Raw genomic sequence first — 16,946 nt, forward strand, 5'->3', positions numbered from 1 at the left:
GGATCCATCTTCAATTTAATTATAACTACTTACTTATTATAAAAGAGAAAGATAAGCTTTTATAGTAGCTTGTGCGGTTTTTTGCCAAGAGAATTTTGCCGCTTGTTTTTTTCCTTTAGTGATTAATTCTTGACGGAGAGAGGTATCACTAATAACTTGATAGATTGCTGCGGCAATTTCTAGGGGATTATCGGGATTAATTAATATTGCCGAGTCTCCGGTGACTTCGGGTAAGGATGCAGTATTAGCAGTTACCACGGGACAACCTAAAGTCATCGCTTCTAAAACTGGTAATCCAAAACCTTCATAAAAGGAAGGATAGATAAAAACATCAGCTTTTTGATAATAATCCGCAACTAAGTCATCAGCAAGATAATCAAGATGTTGAATACTATCTCGAAAGGGAGACTGAGATATTTTATCGAAAATTGGTTGATACTTCCATCCTTTTTTGCCAATCAGAATCAGATTATGGTCTAATTTATACCTGTCCTTAAGATAGTTAAAAGCATCGATAAGATTAATAATATTTTTTCGTGGTTCTAGGGTACTAACAAAGAGTAAATAGGGTTTAGTGATAGTTAGAAATGAGGGAGGATTGGGGAGGGAAGAATAACGACTTGCGAGGGGAGTAACAAAAATTTTCTCTGGGTTCACATCTAAATATTCAATAATATCTCGTTTGGTACTTGCGGAGTTAGCAATAACTAAATCTGTCCATTGTAGAGATTGTTTAATCCGTTGGGTGTAGGTTTTGACAATCCCCGTGACAAACTCAGGATATTTTATAAAAGTAACATCATGAATAGTCATAACTTTGCGACTCTGACGACAAGGATACACCACATGATCCAATCCGTGGAGAATATCGGGAGAATCAAGAAAGTTTTCTAGATAGGGAATTAGAGGATTAGGAAATCTGGTTAAGATATTGCTAAGACTGACGGGAATTGGTAAACATTTAACCTCTGGATAGGATTGCAGTTTTTCGGGAATAGAAAGATTACCCCGCAGCCAGTTTTTTACCGATGGTTGAAAACAGAGGGACAGGGAAAAGTTTTCTTGGTTTTGTAATTTAGCTAATTCGGCAATCAGGTGATAAGCATATAATCCAATTCCACTAGGATTTTGTCTTATCGGTGTACCATCAACTAAAATTTTAAGCATTTGCGTTTAGATGAGATTGACGGGATAGATATTTTAAAAATTACAGATTCAATTGTCAATTTTGCTCGCTTAGGACAAGATTAAAATCGGCAATAAACTCCACCCTAATAGTTAATCTTACCCTATAGCGCCCCTAAATAGCAGCCTTTTTGGGCTAGGTTACGGTCAATACTTAATTTATCGGGCAATTTTTTCGATTATTGTCCCACCCTACGACTAGGATTGTCAACGGGTACTTATCAGCTATGACTCTCCTTGACGAAAAACACTGTAATTAGTTATAATCATGGAAGAATGGCTTCCTCGTACTTGTGGTGATCGGAGATTTCTCAAAAGTTATCTCAGGGATGAAGTAGTCCCCCAGAGAAAAACTAATATCTGGTAATGCCGAAAAATCTTGATTAACTAATGTTTTCACTATGTTTAATCGCTTAGTATCTTTTAAATTCTTAGAAGGCCATGAAGGTGAGGTTAAATGTCTAACTTTTTCCCAAGATGGTAAACTTTTGGCTAGTGCCGGAGATGATGGGAATATTCTAATCTGGGAATGGAGAAAAAATCAGAAGTTTTCTTTAACTAAAAAAATTGATGAAGTTTTTGAAGATGATATCAATAAAATATTTGGAGATCTAGAGGAGGGGATTAGCAATATATTTGGAAATAAGGGTGGAATCGCTATACCTAAAATTAATGATATGTTCTCAAAACCACCTCAAGTAAAGGTTTTGGAGATTGATGATATATTTCCAAGACATAGACATAAAAGAATCAACTCTGTTGCTTTTAGTCCCTGTCAAGGATTTTTGGTCAGTGGAGGAGATGATCAAACCCTAAGAATTTGGTCACTGGAAACTAAAAAATTAATCTCTACCTTAACAGGACACCAAGACAAAGTTACAGCAGTAGCTGTTCATCCCGATGGGGAAATTATTGCTAGTGGTAGTGAAGATAAAACGGTGAAAATATGGTCAGTAAAAACTGGAGAAATTCTAGCCACTTTACAAGGTCATAGCGATAAAGTCCTAACAGTTAAATTTAGTCAAAATGGTCAACTTTTAGCCAGTGGTGGCGGCGAAAATGACAAAACGGTAATTATTTGGAATCTGGGAGAAAAGAGCAGTATTACCTTAAAAGGTCATTCCGATTGGTTTGGAGGTATTTTATCGGTAGATTTCGGCAGTAATAACAAATTTTTAGCCAGTGGCAGCAAAGACAAAACTATTAAAATCTGGGATATTAAAAGAGGTACAGAGGTAAAAACTCTCAGCGAACATAGTGATCATATCAATTCAGTTAGTGTTAGTCCTAATAATCAACTATTAGCCAGTGGTGGTGATGATAAAAGCTTAAAATTATGGGATTTAAAAGCAGGAAAAGCGATTATTTCTATTCCCCATCCCCAGAAAATCTATTCCGTTTGTTTTAGTCCCGATGGTAATTATATCGCCACGGCCTGCCAAGATAAAATCGTGAGAGTTTATGGCACTTCCGAACTACAATCTTTAGCAAGTTGAGCAATCTTTGAGCGGGTGCATCTCATTTTTGTAAATCTACTAAGTTGGAATTTTTAAAGGGAAACTATCTGCCAAAATTGATCGTTACTTCCGATTTTATTACTCAATCCAAGCTTTTGGGGGGTTCTACCCCCCAAACCCCCCGTCGGGGGACGAAGCGCCTCCCCCGAACCCCCTGCGCATGAGCTTTTCGGTGGGATGCTTACACGCGGCTGCTGATATATTTGTAATAATTTAAGAGTCACTGATAATTGCTGATTGTCGATATTTCTGCAAATGTGATACTAAATCCGGTTATTAAAAACTGATTATTTATTCCCCTTTGCATGAGTGCCTGTCCTGATATGTAGCCTGTACTCAACGGATTTAGTATAATTATCTACTAGAGATCGCTGCTGGTCTGTTCCTCTCAGAAGTAAAGCTGATATAATTGACAGCTAGGCTGGGCTAGATCGCCTTTTAACTGAATTAAACCCATACTTTCCAGTTTATAGGCAGTAATCGGTTCTAATCGCACTCCCTTATCGGAAGAATTAACCACTTCCCCCATCGCTGTCAATAATTCCGGCTGTTTTTGCAGACTATCCCAGTGATGACGCAGGTGTGCCGCATAAATTCCCCCTTGGGTAGCAGCATTAGGGAGAATATTTTTTTCCCCGCGCACCCGCGCTTCCAGGGCCAAACGGCTAAGATAGGGATGACCAGCGACTAGAGCGATTAAATCCCCGATAAAACGCTGATTATCGTCATTTTTAGGCAATCCGTAGCTACTGGCCAAGTTTTCCAGTTGTTCAATGTTAAAACCGGGTAATTTAATCGCACGACCGACATTAAAGGGAGATTGATTAGCGTCCAATTGAATATAGATTTCCGTGGAATTAGCAATCGCTAACCGCAAATTCTGCCAGATTTCCAAATTATTAGCTTCTTCGTGCCAACAGCGCAAAAGCGGCAGAAAATCCCTAGCGATGTCCGGATACTCGAAAATTCTGTCTAAATTATCTAGGGCCAAAACAAGAGGCCCGTTAATCTGTTCCAAAAGATAGGACTGAAAATAGGTTTGACAACTGATTAAACTGCCAAATAGTTCCTCATCCCAATATTCATCTAATTGAGGCTTTAAACCCAATTCTCGGCTGACATTTGCCGAAAACCAGCGACAAAATCGGTCTAAACTGGCAAACATCGCCTTTTCTGCCACTTGACAATTAATATAAACTGTGCTATGTCCCCAACTATCTGCCTGAGCGAGCAGATGTTTAAGGAGAGAAGTTTTACCGGTTTTTTCGGGAGCTTTAATGCGAATAAGTGACCCCGGACGATTAATTTCTTGATAACAGTCGCTTTCGACGGGAGGGCGGCTAATATAACTATCTATAACCGATTTTTCTGCTAGTATCGGGGTGGGTTGATTTCTCCATTGAGGATATTTGATATCTTTGAACCATTCTCGGAGGATTTGGAACTTACCCGGCCCTTTACTACCTAATTCTAGTTCCGGACAGCCATTATCTTTATCTGCCGAGAAATAGCTATAGATTTTAGTCATTTGTTTTTTATAGGTTTCATGGCTGGCGGCCTCGGCCATTTCCCAAATTTCCTCATCGGGTTTGCGCCAATTTTCGTAGGCAAAACGAACTAAAAAAATCTCCTTTAATTTGCCTTGAACACCGTATTCTCTAGCTAGATGTTTGAGAAACTCGTCCCATCCCTGTGGTTTCATCCCGTTCTACTTTATTCTACTTATATTCCCTTTTTTTCCATGTTAACCCCTTTTTCCCTCTTGGCAATGGGACTGACATCCTAGAAGGAAAGCCCTATGCTAAAAATAGGTCAATTACCTGATGGTGTTTAAGGGAGTAAAACCATGAAAATCTCGTTAACCTTGTTTGTTGTGGTCTCCTTGCTGTTAGGTTCAATTCCTCACACTTTAGCGGTTAATAGTCAAGATAACCATTTTGACCGTTCCTCTTGGCCGCTAATTTTACAAAACCGTGACTGTAAGGGTGATAAGGACGATGATTGCAATTAGTCCTGATTATCTCGGTTAAGGTTGTTAATCCCCCACCGATGAAAAAATCGTGGTCGGGATTTTTTTTAAACCCAGTCAATGGGAGGAAATTGCCAAAGATTGACTTTTATCTTGCTCTCAATGGCCAGGGATTGTCCAGAGGTTAAAATTTGTCTAGGGGTGGCTTCTGAATGTCAACAGCCATTTTTATCGATACAGAAGGGTATAACCGCATATTTGTCAAGATTTTCGGGAAAATTAAAAGCTTGCAGAATCCATCGAGCCGAATTGATAGATAGCTCCTGTTTTTACCAGGAGTAATCTAGAGACTAGATCAGCTTTCGACCTTCATATATACTATGGGCGGGGTTGACAATAGTTCAAAATGATGTTAAGTCTAGTTAAATTAACGGCTTGTGCAAAAATCCTCTCGCTTTGGCAGCCTAGATGTCCGAAATTAGTGAATATAAAATGTAAAGTCAAGTATCTTAGATAAAATTATGGTTACTCTCACCCAAGAAGAAAAACAATCTACTACCTTAAGTGATTATATCGATCAGGTTTTTATCATCGCCTATAAAGAGCCAACAGAGGCACTAGAATCCTGTTTTCGGGAAGGGGGATTTAATTGCGAAGTTCTTAGACAAAAACACCTAGAAGAATATAAGGGTTATTCCAATAGCTACCTTTGTCTTCTTAATCATTGCCAAGCATGGCAACGTATTATTCAGGAAAATAAACCGACTTTAATTATCGAAGCTGATTTTGTTCCCGTGGTGGGCATCAGTCAACTTCCTTTACCATTTAATCCTAATAAAAAAAATGTGGGTATTGCTTGGCTATATACTTGCGCTCCTCAAGTTTATTATGTATCACCCGAAGGTTTTGCCACTGGATTTTCTACCTCTGCTGTTGCCTATATCGTTACCCCAGAAGCAGCAAAAATTATCATAACATTAGAAGAAAAAATTAGGCAAAATCCAGGTCCGAAATCCTATTCTTCTTGGGATTCAACTATTGATGCTCTATTAAGAGAGCAAAAGCTTAAAAATTATCTGCCCTTTCGCTGTTACGGAGAACATGGTGGTTTGCCCAATCTGGAACATTACCGCAATAATTTAAGCAAAGCTCATAGAGCAGATGTACTTTATGGTTCCTTAGCTTTTTTACCAATTTATACTCAAGGAAAAAAGAGTCCTTGGCTGGCTTTTTGGTGGGAACGTTTACAAGCAAGAATTAAAGGCATTGGGAGATTACTTGCGGGTAAATATCTGCGTCTGGCTACACTTCACCGCAATAACTACTCATTCCGTTTTCTCGGTTTCGCTATTTTTAGACATTTAACATGGCGCTTATGAAAAATTATGCCAAATCATTCCTGCTTGTCAAAATCAAGAAGTCGCCTGTAATTCCTCTAAACGTGCTAAAACTTCGGCACTGTGAATGGCAGGATTTACCCCTAAATAAATCTCTTTTAAAATCCCCTGCGGATCGATAAGATAGGTATGACGCAGGGAAACATAACCCATCCAAGAACCATAAGCTTTACTAACATCTCCGGTAGTATCTGCCAGCAAGGGAAATTTTAAACCCTCCGAGTCGCAAAATTCCGCATGAGAATCGACATCATCGGCACTTACCCCTAAAACTTGCGTATTTTTAGCCATATATTTCGGCAAATCCTGCTGAAAACGCCGCGCTTCTAGGGTACAGCCCGGGGTAAAATCCTTGGGATAAAAATATAAAACTACCCACTTACCCCGATAATCCGATAGGGAAATATTCCCTTCTCCCGTGTTAGTCGGTAGGGTAAAATCGGGTGCCGGTTGATTTAAAGGGGGTTGGGGGCCTCCTAAGGCGTTAGCATCGGGAATAAGGGCAAAAAATGCCAGAATTACTACGCTTAAAAAACTCAACAGTTGACGACGAGACATAATCAGTTATCAGTTATCAGTTATCAGTTATCAGTTATCAGTTATAGTCATTTCAACTAAGATTGAGAATATCAATGCCAGAGTTCATAAGGGTTTAACTGGTCTATAGCGGTTATCGCATCTGTGTGGCACACTTAAACCTTTGCTGATTAAGCTGTTCAGGATCGGGAATGTACCTCTTGTGAATCAGAAACGCTATAGATTGTATCAGACTTATCTGAAATGATTATAGCAGTCATTTTAGTAAAAAATCGTAGGGTTAGGGGACAAGAGGTTATGCTTCTAGCTTAATATTCTTTACATAACTTGACAAGGAAAGGGCGAGGTAAAGAGGGAAAATAGATCGAGCTTGTCTTCATCTGCCTAACGATCATGTCTATTGTCACCCTTAACCCCCTTCAATCCCATCAAGATTTAGTCATCGATCCAGCCAAAATCACGGGATTACGCGGAAAAATCACTATCCCCGGCGATAAATCCATATCCCATCGTTCCCTGATGTTAGGAGCGATCGCCGAAGGAGAAACCGTTATTCATGGGTTATTATTGGGCGAAGATCCCCGCAGTACCGCTAGTTGTTTTCGTGCCATGGGTGTGGAAATTTCCCAACTCAACAGCGAGAAAGTGATCGTCAAAGGTAGGGGTTTAGGCAATCTTGAGGAACCTTTAGAAATCCTCGACGCGGGCAATTCTGGCACGACGATCCGCTTAATGTTAGGATTATTGGCCGGTCATCAGGACCGTTTTTTTGTCGTTACCGGTGATGCTTCCCTGCGATCGCGTCCCATGTCCCGGGTGGTGAAACCCCTCAAAGAAATGGGGGCGCAAATTTGGGGCAGAAAAGCCAATTCTTTGGCTCCTTTAGCCGTTTCTGGGGAATGTCTGCAACCGATCCACTACTATTCTCCCGTCGCTTCTGCACAGGTGAAATCCTGTCTTCTCCTCGCTGGACTGTTAACGGAGGGGAAAACCACGATCACGGAACCCGCTTTATCTCGCGATCACAGTGAACGGATGCTGCGCGCTTTTGGGGCAAATATTGAGGTGGATGGGGAGACTAATAGCGTCACGGTGACGGGTTATCCCACTTTAACTGGACAAACGGTGATTGTACCGGGGGATATCAGTTCGGCGGCCTTTTGGTTGGTAGCGGGGGCAATAGTGCCTAATTCCGAGTTATTAATCGAAAATGTGGGAATAAACCCGACTAGAACCGGAGTTTTACAGGTTTTACAGGCAATGGGAGCAGATATCACCCTCGAAAATCAACGGGTGGTGACGGGAGAACCGGTGGCGGATCTGCGGGTGAAATCCAGTCAACTACAGGCAACCACGATCGCTGGTGAGATTATACCCCGTCTGATCGATGAAATTCCGATTTTGGCAGTAGCGGCGGTTTTTGCCCAAGGAACGACAATTATCAAGGATGCCGAGGAATTACGGGTGAAGGAAAGCGATCGCCTGACGGTGATGGCCACCCAACTTGATCGCCTAGGGGCAAAAGTAAGGGAATTACCCGATGGTTTAGAGATTACCGGCGGTACGGGCCTATTAGGCGCGGAAGTGGACAGTTTTACCGATCATCGCATTGCCATGAGTCTAGCGATCGCTGCCCTCCATTCCCGTCAACCCACCACTATCCATCGCGCTGAAGCGGCCGGCATTTCCTACCCCGATTTTTTTAGCACCTTACAGCAAATTTGTCAAGAGTAAAAATATTAAGTTTTTCTGCGAACGGGCGAGGAGTAACTGGTAAAATTGCAGGATAAATCACAGAGTAGTAGGCCGCCTGTGTGATAATCAAGTTCATCGATCGAAATAGCGGAAAATAGAAGCGTCCCTAACTCCCATTTCCCTGAAAAATATCTCCCTATCTACCCCTCTCCCGTCTTCTATTCCCCACCGATAATGGAAATCATCGCCCAATTAGAGAAAGTTTCCTATATTTATCCCGAATCCTCCAATCTAGTGCTTAAAAATATCTCTTTAGCAATTCATCGAGGCGAATTTTTAGGTATTATCGGGCCCACAGGTGCAGGAAAAACTACTCTCTGTTTAACTCTTAACGGTATTGTCCCCCAATTTTACGGAGGGCGTTTTTTTGGTTATGCAAAAGTAGCCGGTTTAGACACTTTAACCCATCCCGTTAGCACCTTGGCCCGCTATGTGGGGGCAGTATTTGAAGATCCCGAAACGCAACTTTTAGCCACTTCGATAGAAAATGAAATCGCTTTTACCTTAGAAAATTTACGGCTACCGCGAGAGGAAATTAAAGCGCGTATTCCCAAAGTTTTAGCGGCAGTCCGGTTAGAGGGAATGGAAAAAAAATCGCCGGGGGAACTATCGGGAGGACAAAAACAACGATTAGCGATCGCCGCTGCCCTCGCAGTTCAGCCCGCTTTGTTAATTCTCGATGAACCCACCTCCCAACTGGATCCGGTAGGCTCCCAGGAAGTTTTCGCCACCATTAAGGAGTTAAATCGCCATCTCGGTGTCACCATTGTGATGGTCTCCCACGCGGCCGAGGAAATGGCCGAATATGCCGATCGCCTGGTACTATTAAGGGAGGGTGCGATCGAAGCCATGGGAACCCCAGCAGAGATCTACTCCCAAGTACAACTTTTACAGGAAAATGCCCTGCGTCCCCCGCAAGTGGCCACTACTTTTGCCTTGATCGAGCAGAAAATCGGGGCGATTGAGTCGATTCCTGTCACCCTAGACCGCGGTTTTGCCCGTTTAAACGAGCTTAAATCCTTTTATCATCTTGTCACCCCAAACCCTCCCTTATCGTCGGTTTCTGACCCCTTAAACCCCATACTGAGGGTAAAAAATCTCTGCCATACCTACCCCGATGGTACTACCGCTTTGCGGGATGTGTCCCTCGATATTGCCGAAGGGGAATATCTGCTGATTATCGGTCAAAATGGCGCAGGAAAAAGCACTTTAGTCAAGCATTTTCTCAATCTTCTCTCGGCAACCACTGGTCAAGTTATGATTGACGGACGTTCGACCGGTAGCTTTTCTGTCAGTGATTTAGCTCGCTCGATCGGTTATGTAGCCCAAAATCCCGATAATCAGATTTTTAACACCACTGTCGAGAAAGAAGTATCATTTGCCCTGACTAATCTCGGTTATTCTCCAGAAATCGTTATCCAACGCACGGAAGCAAGTCTAGAAGCCATGGGATTGCTAGAATATCGCTCCTATCATCCTCTCTCCTTACCGAAAGGCGATCGAGCGCGGGTAGTGATTGCGGCAATTTTAGCCATGGAACCGCGTATAGTTGTTTTCGATGAACCCACCACCGGCCAAGATTACCAAGGGGCTAAGGCAATTTTAGATGTGAGCCGTCAATTACACCAGATGGGCAAAACGGTGATTGTGATCACCCATCACCTCTATTTAATGCCAGAATACGCCGAAAGAGTAATTATTATGGGTCAAGGAACTATTCTTTTAGATGCCCCAATCCGGCAAGCTTATCATCAAACCGATCTCTTGGCCAAAACCTATCTAACTCCACCCCAAGCAGTTTTATTAGCACAAAAATTAGGACAACTTTCTGGTTATCCCAATTCTCTTTTAACTCCCCAGGAAATTGCCGATTGTTTTCAGAGGATTTAGCCGTGAGGCTATTTAACTGTTTCTAAAATCAACTTCGATCGCTTAACATTATCAGGTACAGGAATCGGATAATCGCCATTAAAACAGGCAGTACAGAAGGTTTTCGGATCTTCTTTCGTTGCTGTTAACATCCCATCGTGACTGAGATAAGCTAAACTATCCACCCCGATTTGTGCCTGAATTTGGGCCACCGATTTAGTTGCCGCAATTAATTGCTCTTGGTTGTCCGTATCAATGCCATAAAAACAGGGATGAGTCACCGGAGGAGAAGATATTCTCATGTGAACTTCTCTTGCTCCGGCATCGCGTAAAGCTTTAACTAATTTCCGGCTAGTGGTTCCCCGCACGATCGAATCATCAACAATAATAACTCTTTTTCCCTGTAAAACATCCTTTAAAGGATTCAATTTCATCTTAATCCCCGACTCTCTCATGTGTTGGGTTGGTTGAATAAAAGTCCGTCCCACATAACGATTTTTAATCAATCCTTCCGCGTAGGGAATATCAGAAATGCGCGAAAATCCGATCGCAGCCGGAATACCCGAATCGGGAACTCCCATTACCATATCTGCTTCTACCGGCGACTCTTTGGCTAATTGTTCCCCCAAACGTACCCGATAAGTATATAAAGATTCCTCGTGAACAATGCTATCGGGACGAGCAAAATAAATCATCTCGAAAACGCATAATTTTTTCTCCGGTTTCATGGCCCAATCCACCGAAGATAAGCCATCTTCACTAATCCAAACTAATTCCCCCGGCTGCACATCCCGCAGATAATCGGCCCCAATAATATCTAATCCGCAGGTTTCCGAAGCTAAAACATAACGGGGGGGATTGCCTTCTTCTTGCAAAACCCCAATTACTAAGGGTCTGACACCATTGGGATCCCGCGCCCCGATAATTCCCGTCGGTGTGCCGATAACAAGGCTGTAAGCCCCGCTACAATAACTAAAGGCATCGATCGCCGCTTGTATCCAATCCTTGCCACTATCCACTTCCTGACCGATAGCGACGGCGATCATTTCCGAGTCGGTGGTGGTGACGAGATCACAACCGCGCTGTTCTAATACATTTCTTAACTCAAAAGTATTGACTAAATTGCCGTTATGTGCTAAGGAAAGTTTACCTAAACGGCTTTCGATCACGGCAGGTTGGGCATTGGCGCGACGGCTAGAACCGGTGGTAGAGTAACGAGTATGACCGACGGCGTGAGTACCCGGCAAGGTTTTAAGGACAGTTTCGTTAAAAACTTGGGAAACTAAGCCCATTTCCTTGTAACAATGCACCGTTTCCCCGTCGTAGGTGGCAATACCTGCCGATTCCTGTCCTCGGTGTTGCAGGGCATAGAGTCCGAAATAGGTCAGTTTTGCTACTTCTTCCTCGGGGGCATAGAGTCCAAAAACTCCACAGGCTTCTTCAGGCTTATCGACACTGGCAAAAGATACAGATGAGTCGGGATGGCTAGACATGGGAGGGTTGGGGCTGCAGAATACTTTGGTAACAAAATCTTAACCGATCTTAATCTTCTTTTAACGATTTATTTATCAGCTATCAGCCTTTATTTACCGATATAATCGGCCATCTTATCTAGCTGACGGCCTCAAGATTACAGCCTTCTTTCGATCGCTTTTGACCAAACTTGCTGTATAGTTTCTAGACTAACATCGATCGCCGGTTGTTTATTCTGGTCAAGAATTAAAAGAATATCGCTTTTTTCGCTAACTTTGCCGGTTATTTGCCAATAGTCTCCCAATTGTGTCTTTAGATATTCTTCCCAATCTTGCTGATTTTCGGGGGAAACGGAGACGATAATGCAACTAGCTAATTCCCCGAATAATACCGCATCAAAACGGCCCTGATGCTGCCAAGAAAGGTCAATTTCCGCCCCTAACTGCCCACTAATACAGCATTCTGCCAGAGCAGTGGCTAAACCTCCCTCGGCGCAATCGTGGGCAGATTTCACCCAACCGGCGCGAATTCCCCAACGACAGGCCGCTTGTACCTTTCTTTCTAACTCAAAATCAATTACCGGCGGTTTTCCCGTCACCAAACCGTGAATAACGGCTAAATATTCGGAAGCGCCGATAGTTGGCAAGGAGAAACCCAAAAGATAGATTAAATCCCCCGCTTTTTGCCAACCTTGCCCGCAAATTTGCCCGATATCCGGCACTAATCCCACCATCCCAATCACGGGAGTCGGATAAATAGACTGGGGGCTGCCAGCTGCATCAACGGTTTCGTTGTACAAAGAGACATTACCCCCAGTCACCGGTGTATTCATTTCCCGACAAGCTTCGGCAATACCCTGACAAGCAGTGGCTAATTGCCAATAACCGATTGAATTCTCTGGACTTCCGAAATTGAGATTATCCGTGACAGCAATGGGGTCAGCGCCAACACAACTAAGGTTTCTGGCCGCTTCCGCCACGGCCAACTTAGCTCCGTTATAGGGATCAAGATAAACGTATCGCGGATTACAATCTGTAGTCGCCGCTACACCTCGTCGAGAATTTGCGGGATTAGCACCCAGAGGACGCACGCGAATCACGGCCGCGTCGGCCCCCCCGGGGAGAATAACGGTGTTATTCTGGACTTGATGATCATATTGACGATAAACCCAGCGTTTTGAGGCAATCGAGGGACTATCCAGCAGTTTTAATAAAATCTCGTTATAGGATTCGGGAATAGGAATCGTGCTATCTTGCCATAATTGAGCTTTTTGGGCGTATTCCGGCGGTTCTGTTAGTAATTCCCGATGATAAATCGGAGTATTATCCGCTAGGGCCGTGGCCGGAATTTCGGCGGCAATTTCCCCTTTAAATAATATACGGACGATCGGTTCTGCAATTACCTGGCCAGCGACCACAGCCTGAAGTCCCCAACGATGGAAAATCTCGATTAATTCGCCTTCTCGTCCCGATGCTGCCACAAATAACATTCTTTCTTGGGATTCCGACAGCAGATATTCGTAGGGGACCATCCCAGTTTCCCGGACGGGGATTTTATCGAGGTCTAATTCAATTCCCACCCCTCCCTTGGCCGCCATCTCGGAGGTAGAACAGGTGATCCCAGCAGCCCCCATATCCTGGGCCGCCACCACCGCACCGGTCTTAAATGCCTCTAAACAAGCTTCTATCAGGGATTTTTCCAGAAAAGGGTCGCCCACTTGCACCGCGGGCCGGTCATCCATCGATTTATCGGTTAATTCGGCACTGGCAAAACTCGCCCCTCCCATACCGTCGCGGCCGGTGGTAGAACCAACGTATAAAACTGGGTTTCCCAGACCTTTTGCCCCGGATTTAACGATTTCCTCGGTTTCCATTAGCCCTAAAGCCATGGCATTAACTAGGGGATTGCCATTGTAGGCATTATCAAAGTATATCTCACCGCCCACCGTGGGAACGCCGACACTATTGCCATAATGACTTATTCCTTCCACAACTCCGGCAAAAATGCGACGATTGCGGGCATCTTGCAAGTTACCAAAACGGAGGGAGTTGAGGATAGCAATGGGCCGGGCCCCCATGGTAAAAATATCCCGCAGGATGCCTCCGACTCCGGTAGCGGCACCTTGGAACGGTTCCACCGCAGAAGGATGATTATGGGACTCGATTTTAAAGGCTAATCGCAATCCATCGCCTAAATCCACTACTCCGGCATTTTCCCCCGGTCCGACGAGAATTTTTTCGCCGGTGGTGGGGAATTGTTTGAGCAGCGGCCGGGAGTTTTTATAACAGCAGTGTTCCGACCACATCACGCCAAACATTCCTAATTCGGCTTTGTTGGGGTGTCTTCCCAGTCTTTTGACTATTTCTTCGTATTCTTCGGGTTTGATGCCTTCTGAGGCAATTTCTGCGGCAGTGAAGGGGGTAGTCATGGGACAATGCGATCGAGGGACAAGATTTATTGTATAACGTCTGATGAGATCGAGTTATACTGCTTAGTGAAAGACAAAAAAGTTAAAAAGGTTTGCGCTAGTAAAGTTAAGCTAAAGACATAGTTTTATGATCAGTGGGAACGAAACTATGGCAGTAGAAACAGCTTTATCAATGAAAGCCTTATACGATCAGGATTTTGTTCTCTGGGCTTCAAAAACCGCCGAACTTTTAAAGCTAAAAAAGTTTGATGAGGTGGACTGGGAAAATCTGATCGAGGAAGTGGAGTGCATGGGGAAAAGTGACAGACGGGCTGTAGAGAGTTTATTAACCCAGCTTATCGAACACCTGTTTAAGTTAGCTTATCACAGATCGGAACGGGAGCGAGAACGCAACGTCTGTCACTGGGTAGGAGAAATCGCCAGTTTCCGAACTCAACTAGGAGAATGGCTAGAAACCACTACTCTCAGTAACCATGCGCGGGATTATTTTCAAAAAGCCTACTCGAACGCTCGAAAAACCCTAATACAAGCGAAAACCGTCACTGGCGATGCGATTCCTGTCGAGCCTCCTTTCTCCCTCGAACAGGTATTAGATGGGGAGTGGTTCCCGATTGATATCGATCATTACTTCGACGTATAAGAACAAAAAAGTTAAAGATGAATATTAAAGTTATTGTTTGGCAAGAGGATGATTTATGGTGTGCCACCGTTCCAGCTTTCCCCAGTTGTCATACTTGGGGAAAAAGTATATAAGAAAATCTATCCAACTGCTAAACTAGAGGCATCTTTTTCGCTGACACTGGGGGAAAGTTCCCCGTCAATGGTCACTACGCGATCGATCAAGCCTTGAAACTGTCCAATAATTGGTTTTAGGTATTGTTCTAGATTAATGGCTACTTTGGCCATTTTGATCGCTTCTTGTTCCAGATTATCTAACTCCAGCTGCAGCTGATACACTTGTTTATAACCGTTCAACTCACCGATCATTTTCGAGAAAACCTGTTTTTGTGTATCCTGATACTGTGTAGAGATGAGGAGTAATTATTTATGGAAGCTGGCGGTTCACAACGAGGGATTTCCCCAACTCTGCGGCAAAGTGGTATCGGTTTAATGTTACTGGCATCGGGGGGAATATTAATCTGGTTTGTCGCTTGGTTAAGTAATTTTAGCTTCGGGGGACGCAGTTATCGAGCCAGCTTCCTTTTTCCTAATGTGGGTGGCATGATGGTGGGAACCCGCGTCGGTTATCGGGGAGTGAGAATCGGGCAAGTGACGGCAATTACCCCAGAACCGGAGGGAGTCGCCGTAGAAGTGGAGATTTCGCCAGCAGATCGCCTAATTCCCAGTAATTCCCTCATCGAAGCCATTCAATCCGGTTTAGTCGGTGAAACCACGATCGATATTACTCCCCTGCAAGCTTTACCCGTCGGTGGTGTCAAAGAACCCCCTTTGAGTCCTAACTGCAATGGGGAAGTGATTATCTGTAACGGTTCCCGTTTACAAGGGCAATCGGCGCTAAATGTCAATACCTTGATCAGATCTTTACTGAGAATTTCTAATCTAGTTAGTGATCCCGATATGGTGGCCGGATTTCGTTCCTTTACCCAACGCGCTGCCAATGCCTTGGGGGGACTCGATCGCTTTAGTGGTGAGGCAACCACCGCTTTAAGCGAGGTACGTCGCAGCGGTACTCTAGGTAAACTTAATTCGGGTATGAGATCCCTAGAATCTTTACCGCAAGTATCCGGTTCCCTCGATCGCCTTTCTAGTGATCTTTCCGGTGTCGGGGGATTGAGTCAGGAAGCGACTACTTTACTGAGAAGTTTACAGGGAAGTGGCGGCCTGAGAAATTTAGACGCTACCCTAGTAGAAGCCCGAAAAACGCTGCTTTTGGTGGGAGAAACTACCGAAGAACTGCGGGTTTTTTTGGCAGCTAATCAAAATCGTTTAATTGCCACTCTCGATAGTATCAAAACTACCAGCGATCGCCTACAAACTACTCTCGCTGCTTTGGATCCGATTCTGACACAAGTGCAGAAAAGCCAAATTATCGACAATTTAAACACTATTTCGGCAAATGCTGTTAAATTAAGCGAAAATTTGGGAAATTTTACCGCTTATCTCTCCGATCCTGCCACTGTTGTCACCCTACAGCAACTCCTCGACTCCTCTCGTGCCGCTTTTGCCAATCTTCAGAAAATCACCTCGGATGTGGATGAAATTACAGGTAATCCGCAACTGCGACAGGAAATTATCCGATTAATTCAGGGTTTAAGTCGTTTGGTTTCTTCTAGCGAACAGCTACAGCAGGAATTCGCCCAAGGTCAAGCAATGACAAGAATGGCCGCCCAAATTGCGACAATAGCCCCAAATCCCGCCGCTAATACCCCAGAAAAAGACCCTAAGAAACCCAGAAAAAGCCCCGAAATAAATGATTAAATGTGTTTGAAAAATCACCTTAGTTCCTCATAAAGGAATCCAATCTAAGCGATCAATCCATTCTTCAGCTTCTGTTAATTCCCAGATTAAAATCATTGATTCAGCCCATTGACTAATTGTACCGCTAGGGCGTAACCAAATAATTCCCCAAGTGTGACCTCCCGTGTTCCAATGATCTTTTAAATGATTGGGCATGGTACTTCTATTGTCAGTGATTAACAGTCTCTGGGATAATTCTAAATAGGGTTTGCTGAATAATGGTAAAAACCTTACAGGAAAGGGCTTTTAGCTTGATTGAGAGCTTCCCAAATGCACTTAAATCTGCTAGAATCTCTTAAAACCCTTGCATCACCCTTGCATCACCCTTGCATCTTCTC

General features: G+C 43.7%; 12 protein-coding genes and 3 pseudogenes. 7 read left to right on the plus strand and 8 right to left on the minus strand.

Annotated elements, in window-relative coordinates; translation table 11 throughout:
* Window positions 1–36: 36 nt before the first annotated feature.
* A complete protein-coding gene (locus tag O9323_RS12580) occupies window positions 37–1,167 on the minus strand; it encodes a glycosyltransferase family 4 protein (RefSeq protein WP_288125217.1) in 1,131 nt (376 codons plus the stop codon).
* Between the two features lie 419 nt (window positions 1,168–1,586).
* On the opposite strand from O9323_RS12580, the gene O9323_RS12585 reads away from it, so the two are divergent.
* Complete coding sequence (locus O9323_RS12585; RefSeq protein WP_002750748.1) at window positions 1,587–2,681, plus strand: WD40 repeat domain-containing protein; 1,095 nt, start codon at window positions 1,587–1,589, stop codon at window positions 2,679–2,681.
* Between the two features lie 409 nt (window positions 2,682–3,090).
* Here O9323_RS12585 and O9323_RS12590 read toward each other — a convergent pair whose 3' ends face one another.
* Entirely contained in the window at window positions 3,091–4,404 is a 1,314-nt protein-coding gene (locus O9323_RS12590; protein WP_288125218.1) for an AAA-like domain-containing protein, read from the minus strand.
* Between the two features lie 389 nt (window positions 4,405–4,793).
* Window positions 4,794–4,985: pseudogene (locus O9323_RS22670) on the minus strand (D-alanine--D-alanine ligase); the annotation flags it as partial.
* Between the two features lie 207 nt (window positions 4,986–5,192).
* Here O9323_RS22670 and O9323_RS12595 point away from each other — a divergent pair.
* A complete protein-coding gene (locus O9323_RS12595; RefSeq protein ID WP_288125219.1) occupies window positions 5,193–6,050 on the plus strand; it encodes a glycosyltransferase family protein in 858 nt (285 codons plus the stop codon).
* 33 nt (window positions 6,051–6,083) lie between these two features.
* Here the strand turns inward: O9323_RS12595 and O9323_RS12600 are convergent, their stop codons facing one another.
* Window positions 6,084–6,626: a peroxiredoxin gene (locus O9323_RS12600; RefSeq protein WP_288125220.1), complete on the minus strand. Its 543-nt coding sequence runs from the start codon at window positions 6,624–6,626 to the stop codon at window positions 6,084–6,086.
* Window positions 6,627–6,998: 372 nt separating this feature from the next.
* Between O9323_RS12600 and aroA the strand changes: the two genes are divergently transcribed.
* Window positions 6,999–8,339, plus strand: a complete 1,341-nt coding sequence (aroA, locus tag O9323_RS12605) for a 3-phosphoshikimate 1-carboxyvinyltransferase (RefSeq protein ID WP_002750738.1) — start codon at window positions 6,999–7,001, stop codon at window positions 8,337–8,339.
* A gap of 195 nt (window positions 8,340–8,534) precedes the next feature.
* Window positions 8,535–10,250, plus strand: coding sequence for an ABC transporter ATP-binding protein (locus tag O9323_RS12610; protein ID WP_288125221.1), 1,716 nt, complete (start codon window positions 8,535–8,537; stop codon window positions 10,248–10,250).
* Between the two features lie 8 nt (window positions 10,251–10,258).
* Here the strand turns inward: O9323_RS12610 and purF are convergent, their stop codons facing one another.
* Both purF and purL read right to left on the minus strand, forming a co-directional pair.
* Window positions 10,259–11,722, minus strand: coding sequence for an amidophosphoribosyltransferase (gene purF / locus O9323_RS12615; RefSeq protein WP_149107442.1), 1,464 nt, complete (start codon window positions 11,720–11,722; stop codon window positions 10,259–10,261).
* Between the two features lie 137 nt (window positions 11,723–11,859).
* Window positions 11,860–14,130: a phosphoribosylformylglycinamidine synthase subunit PurL gene (gene purL, locus O9323_RS12620; RefSeq protein ID WP_288125222.1), complete on the minus strand. Its 2,271-nt coding sequence runs from the start codon at window positions 14,128–14,130 to the stop codon at window positions 11,860–11,862.
* 148 nt (window positions 14,131–14,278) lie between these two features.
* Between purL and O9323_RS12625 the strand changes: the two genes are divergently transcribed.
* Together O9323_RS12625 and O9323_RS12630 are read left to right on the plus strand one after the other, a co-directional pair.
* Window positions 14,279–14,770 (plus strand): DUF29 domain-containing protein, encoded by a 492-nt coding sequence (locus tag O9323_RS12625; protein WP_002750720.1) that lies wholly within the window; start codon window positions 14,279–14,281, stop codon window positions 14,768–14,770.
* Window positions 14,771–14,787: 17 nt separating this feature from the next.
* A pseudogene (locus O9323_RS12630) lies at window positions 14,788–14,877 on the plus strand (type II toxin-antitoxin system HicB family antitoxin); the annotation flags it as partial.
* A gap of 33 nt (window positions 14,878–14,910) precedes the next feature.
* Here O9323_RS12630 and O9323_RS12635 read toward each other — a convergent pair.
* Window positions 14,911–15,147: pseudogene (locus O9323_RS12635) on the minus strand (formylglycine-generating enzyme family protein); the annotation flags it as partial.
* A gap of 30 nt (window positions 15,148–15,177) precedes the next feature.
* Here O9323_RS12635 and O9323_RS12640 point away from each other — a divergent pair.
* Window positions 15,178–16,569 carry an MlaD family protein gene (locus O9323_RS12640; protein ID WP_103113048.1) on the plus strand — a complete coding sequence of 464 codons (1,392 nt, stop codon included), beginning with the start codon at window positions 15,178–15,180 and terminating at the stop codon, window positions 16,567–16,569.
* Window positions 16,570–16,596: 27 nt separating this feature from the next.
* Here O9323_RS12640 and O9323_RS12645 read toward each other — a convergent pair whose 3' ends face one another.
* Complete coding sequence (locus O9323_RS12645) at window positions 16,597–16,764, minus strand: hypothetical protein (protein ID WP_238142111.1); 168 nt, start codon at window positions 16,762–16,764, stop codon at window positions 16,597–16,599.
* Between the last annotated feature and the right edge of the window lie 182 nt (window positions 16,765–16,946).

This window comes from Microcystis sp. LE19-131.1A (assembly GCF_027532015.1).
In the GTDB taxonomy this organism is placed as follows: Bacteria; Cyanobacteriota; Cyanobacteriia; order Cyanobacteriales; family Microcystaceae; genus Microcystis; species Microcystis ichthyoblabe_A.

What these genes read in the sequence shown, in the direction of transcription:
- O9323_RS12625 (WP_002750720.1), top strand. Translation starts at nt 14,279, where the DNA reads ATGGCAGTAGAAACAGCTTTATCAATGAAAGCCTTATACGATCAGGAT.
- O9323_RS12590 (WP_288125218.1), bottom strand. Translation starts at nt 4,404, where the DNA reads ATGAAACCACAGGGATGGGACGAGTTTCTCAAACATCTAGCTAGAGAA.
- O9323_RS12585 (WP_002750748.1), top strand. Translation starts at nt 1,587, where the DNA reads ATGTTTAATCGCTTAGTATCTTTTAAATTCTTAGAAGGCCATGAAGGT.
- O9323_RS12645 (WP_238142111.1), bottom strand. Translation starts at nt 16,764, where the DNA reads ATGCCCAATCATTTAAAAGATCATTGGAACACGGGAGGTCACACTTGG.
- O9323_RS12600 (WP_288125220.1), bottom strand. Translation starts at nt 6,626, where the DNA reads ATGTCTCGTCGTCAACTGTTGAGTTTTTTAAGCGTAGTAATTCTGGCA.
- O9323_RS12610 (WP_288125221.1), top strand. Translation starts at nt 8,535, where the DNA reads ATGGAAATCATCGCCCAATTAGAGAAAGTTTCCTATATTTATCCCGAA.
- purF (WP_149107442.1), bottom strand. Translation starts at nt 11,722, where the DNA reads ATGTCTAGCCATCCCGACTCATCTGTATCTTTTGCCAGTGTCGATAAG.
- O9323_RS12580 (WP_288125217.1), bottom strand. Translation starts at nt 1,167, where the DNA reads ATGCTTAAAATTTTAGTTGATGGTACACCGATAAGACAAAATCCTAGT.
- O9323_RS12595 (WP_288125219.1), top strand. Translation starts at nt 5,193, where the DNA reads ATGGTTACTCTCACCCAAGAAGAAAAACAATCTACTACCTTAAGTGAT.
- O9323_RS12640 (WP_103113048.1), top strand. Translation starts at nt 15,178, where the DNA reads ATGGAAGCTGGCGGTTCACAACGAGGGATTTCCCCAACTCTGCGGCAA.
- purL (WP_288125222.1), bottom strand. Translation starts at nt 14,130, where the DNA reads ATGACTACCCCCTTCACTGCCGCAGAAATTGCCTCAGAAGGCATCAAA.
- aroA (WP_002750738.1), top strand. Translation starts at nt 6,999, where the DNA reads ATGTCTATTGTCACCCTTAACCCCCTTCAATCCCATCAAGATTTAGTC.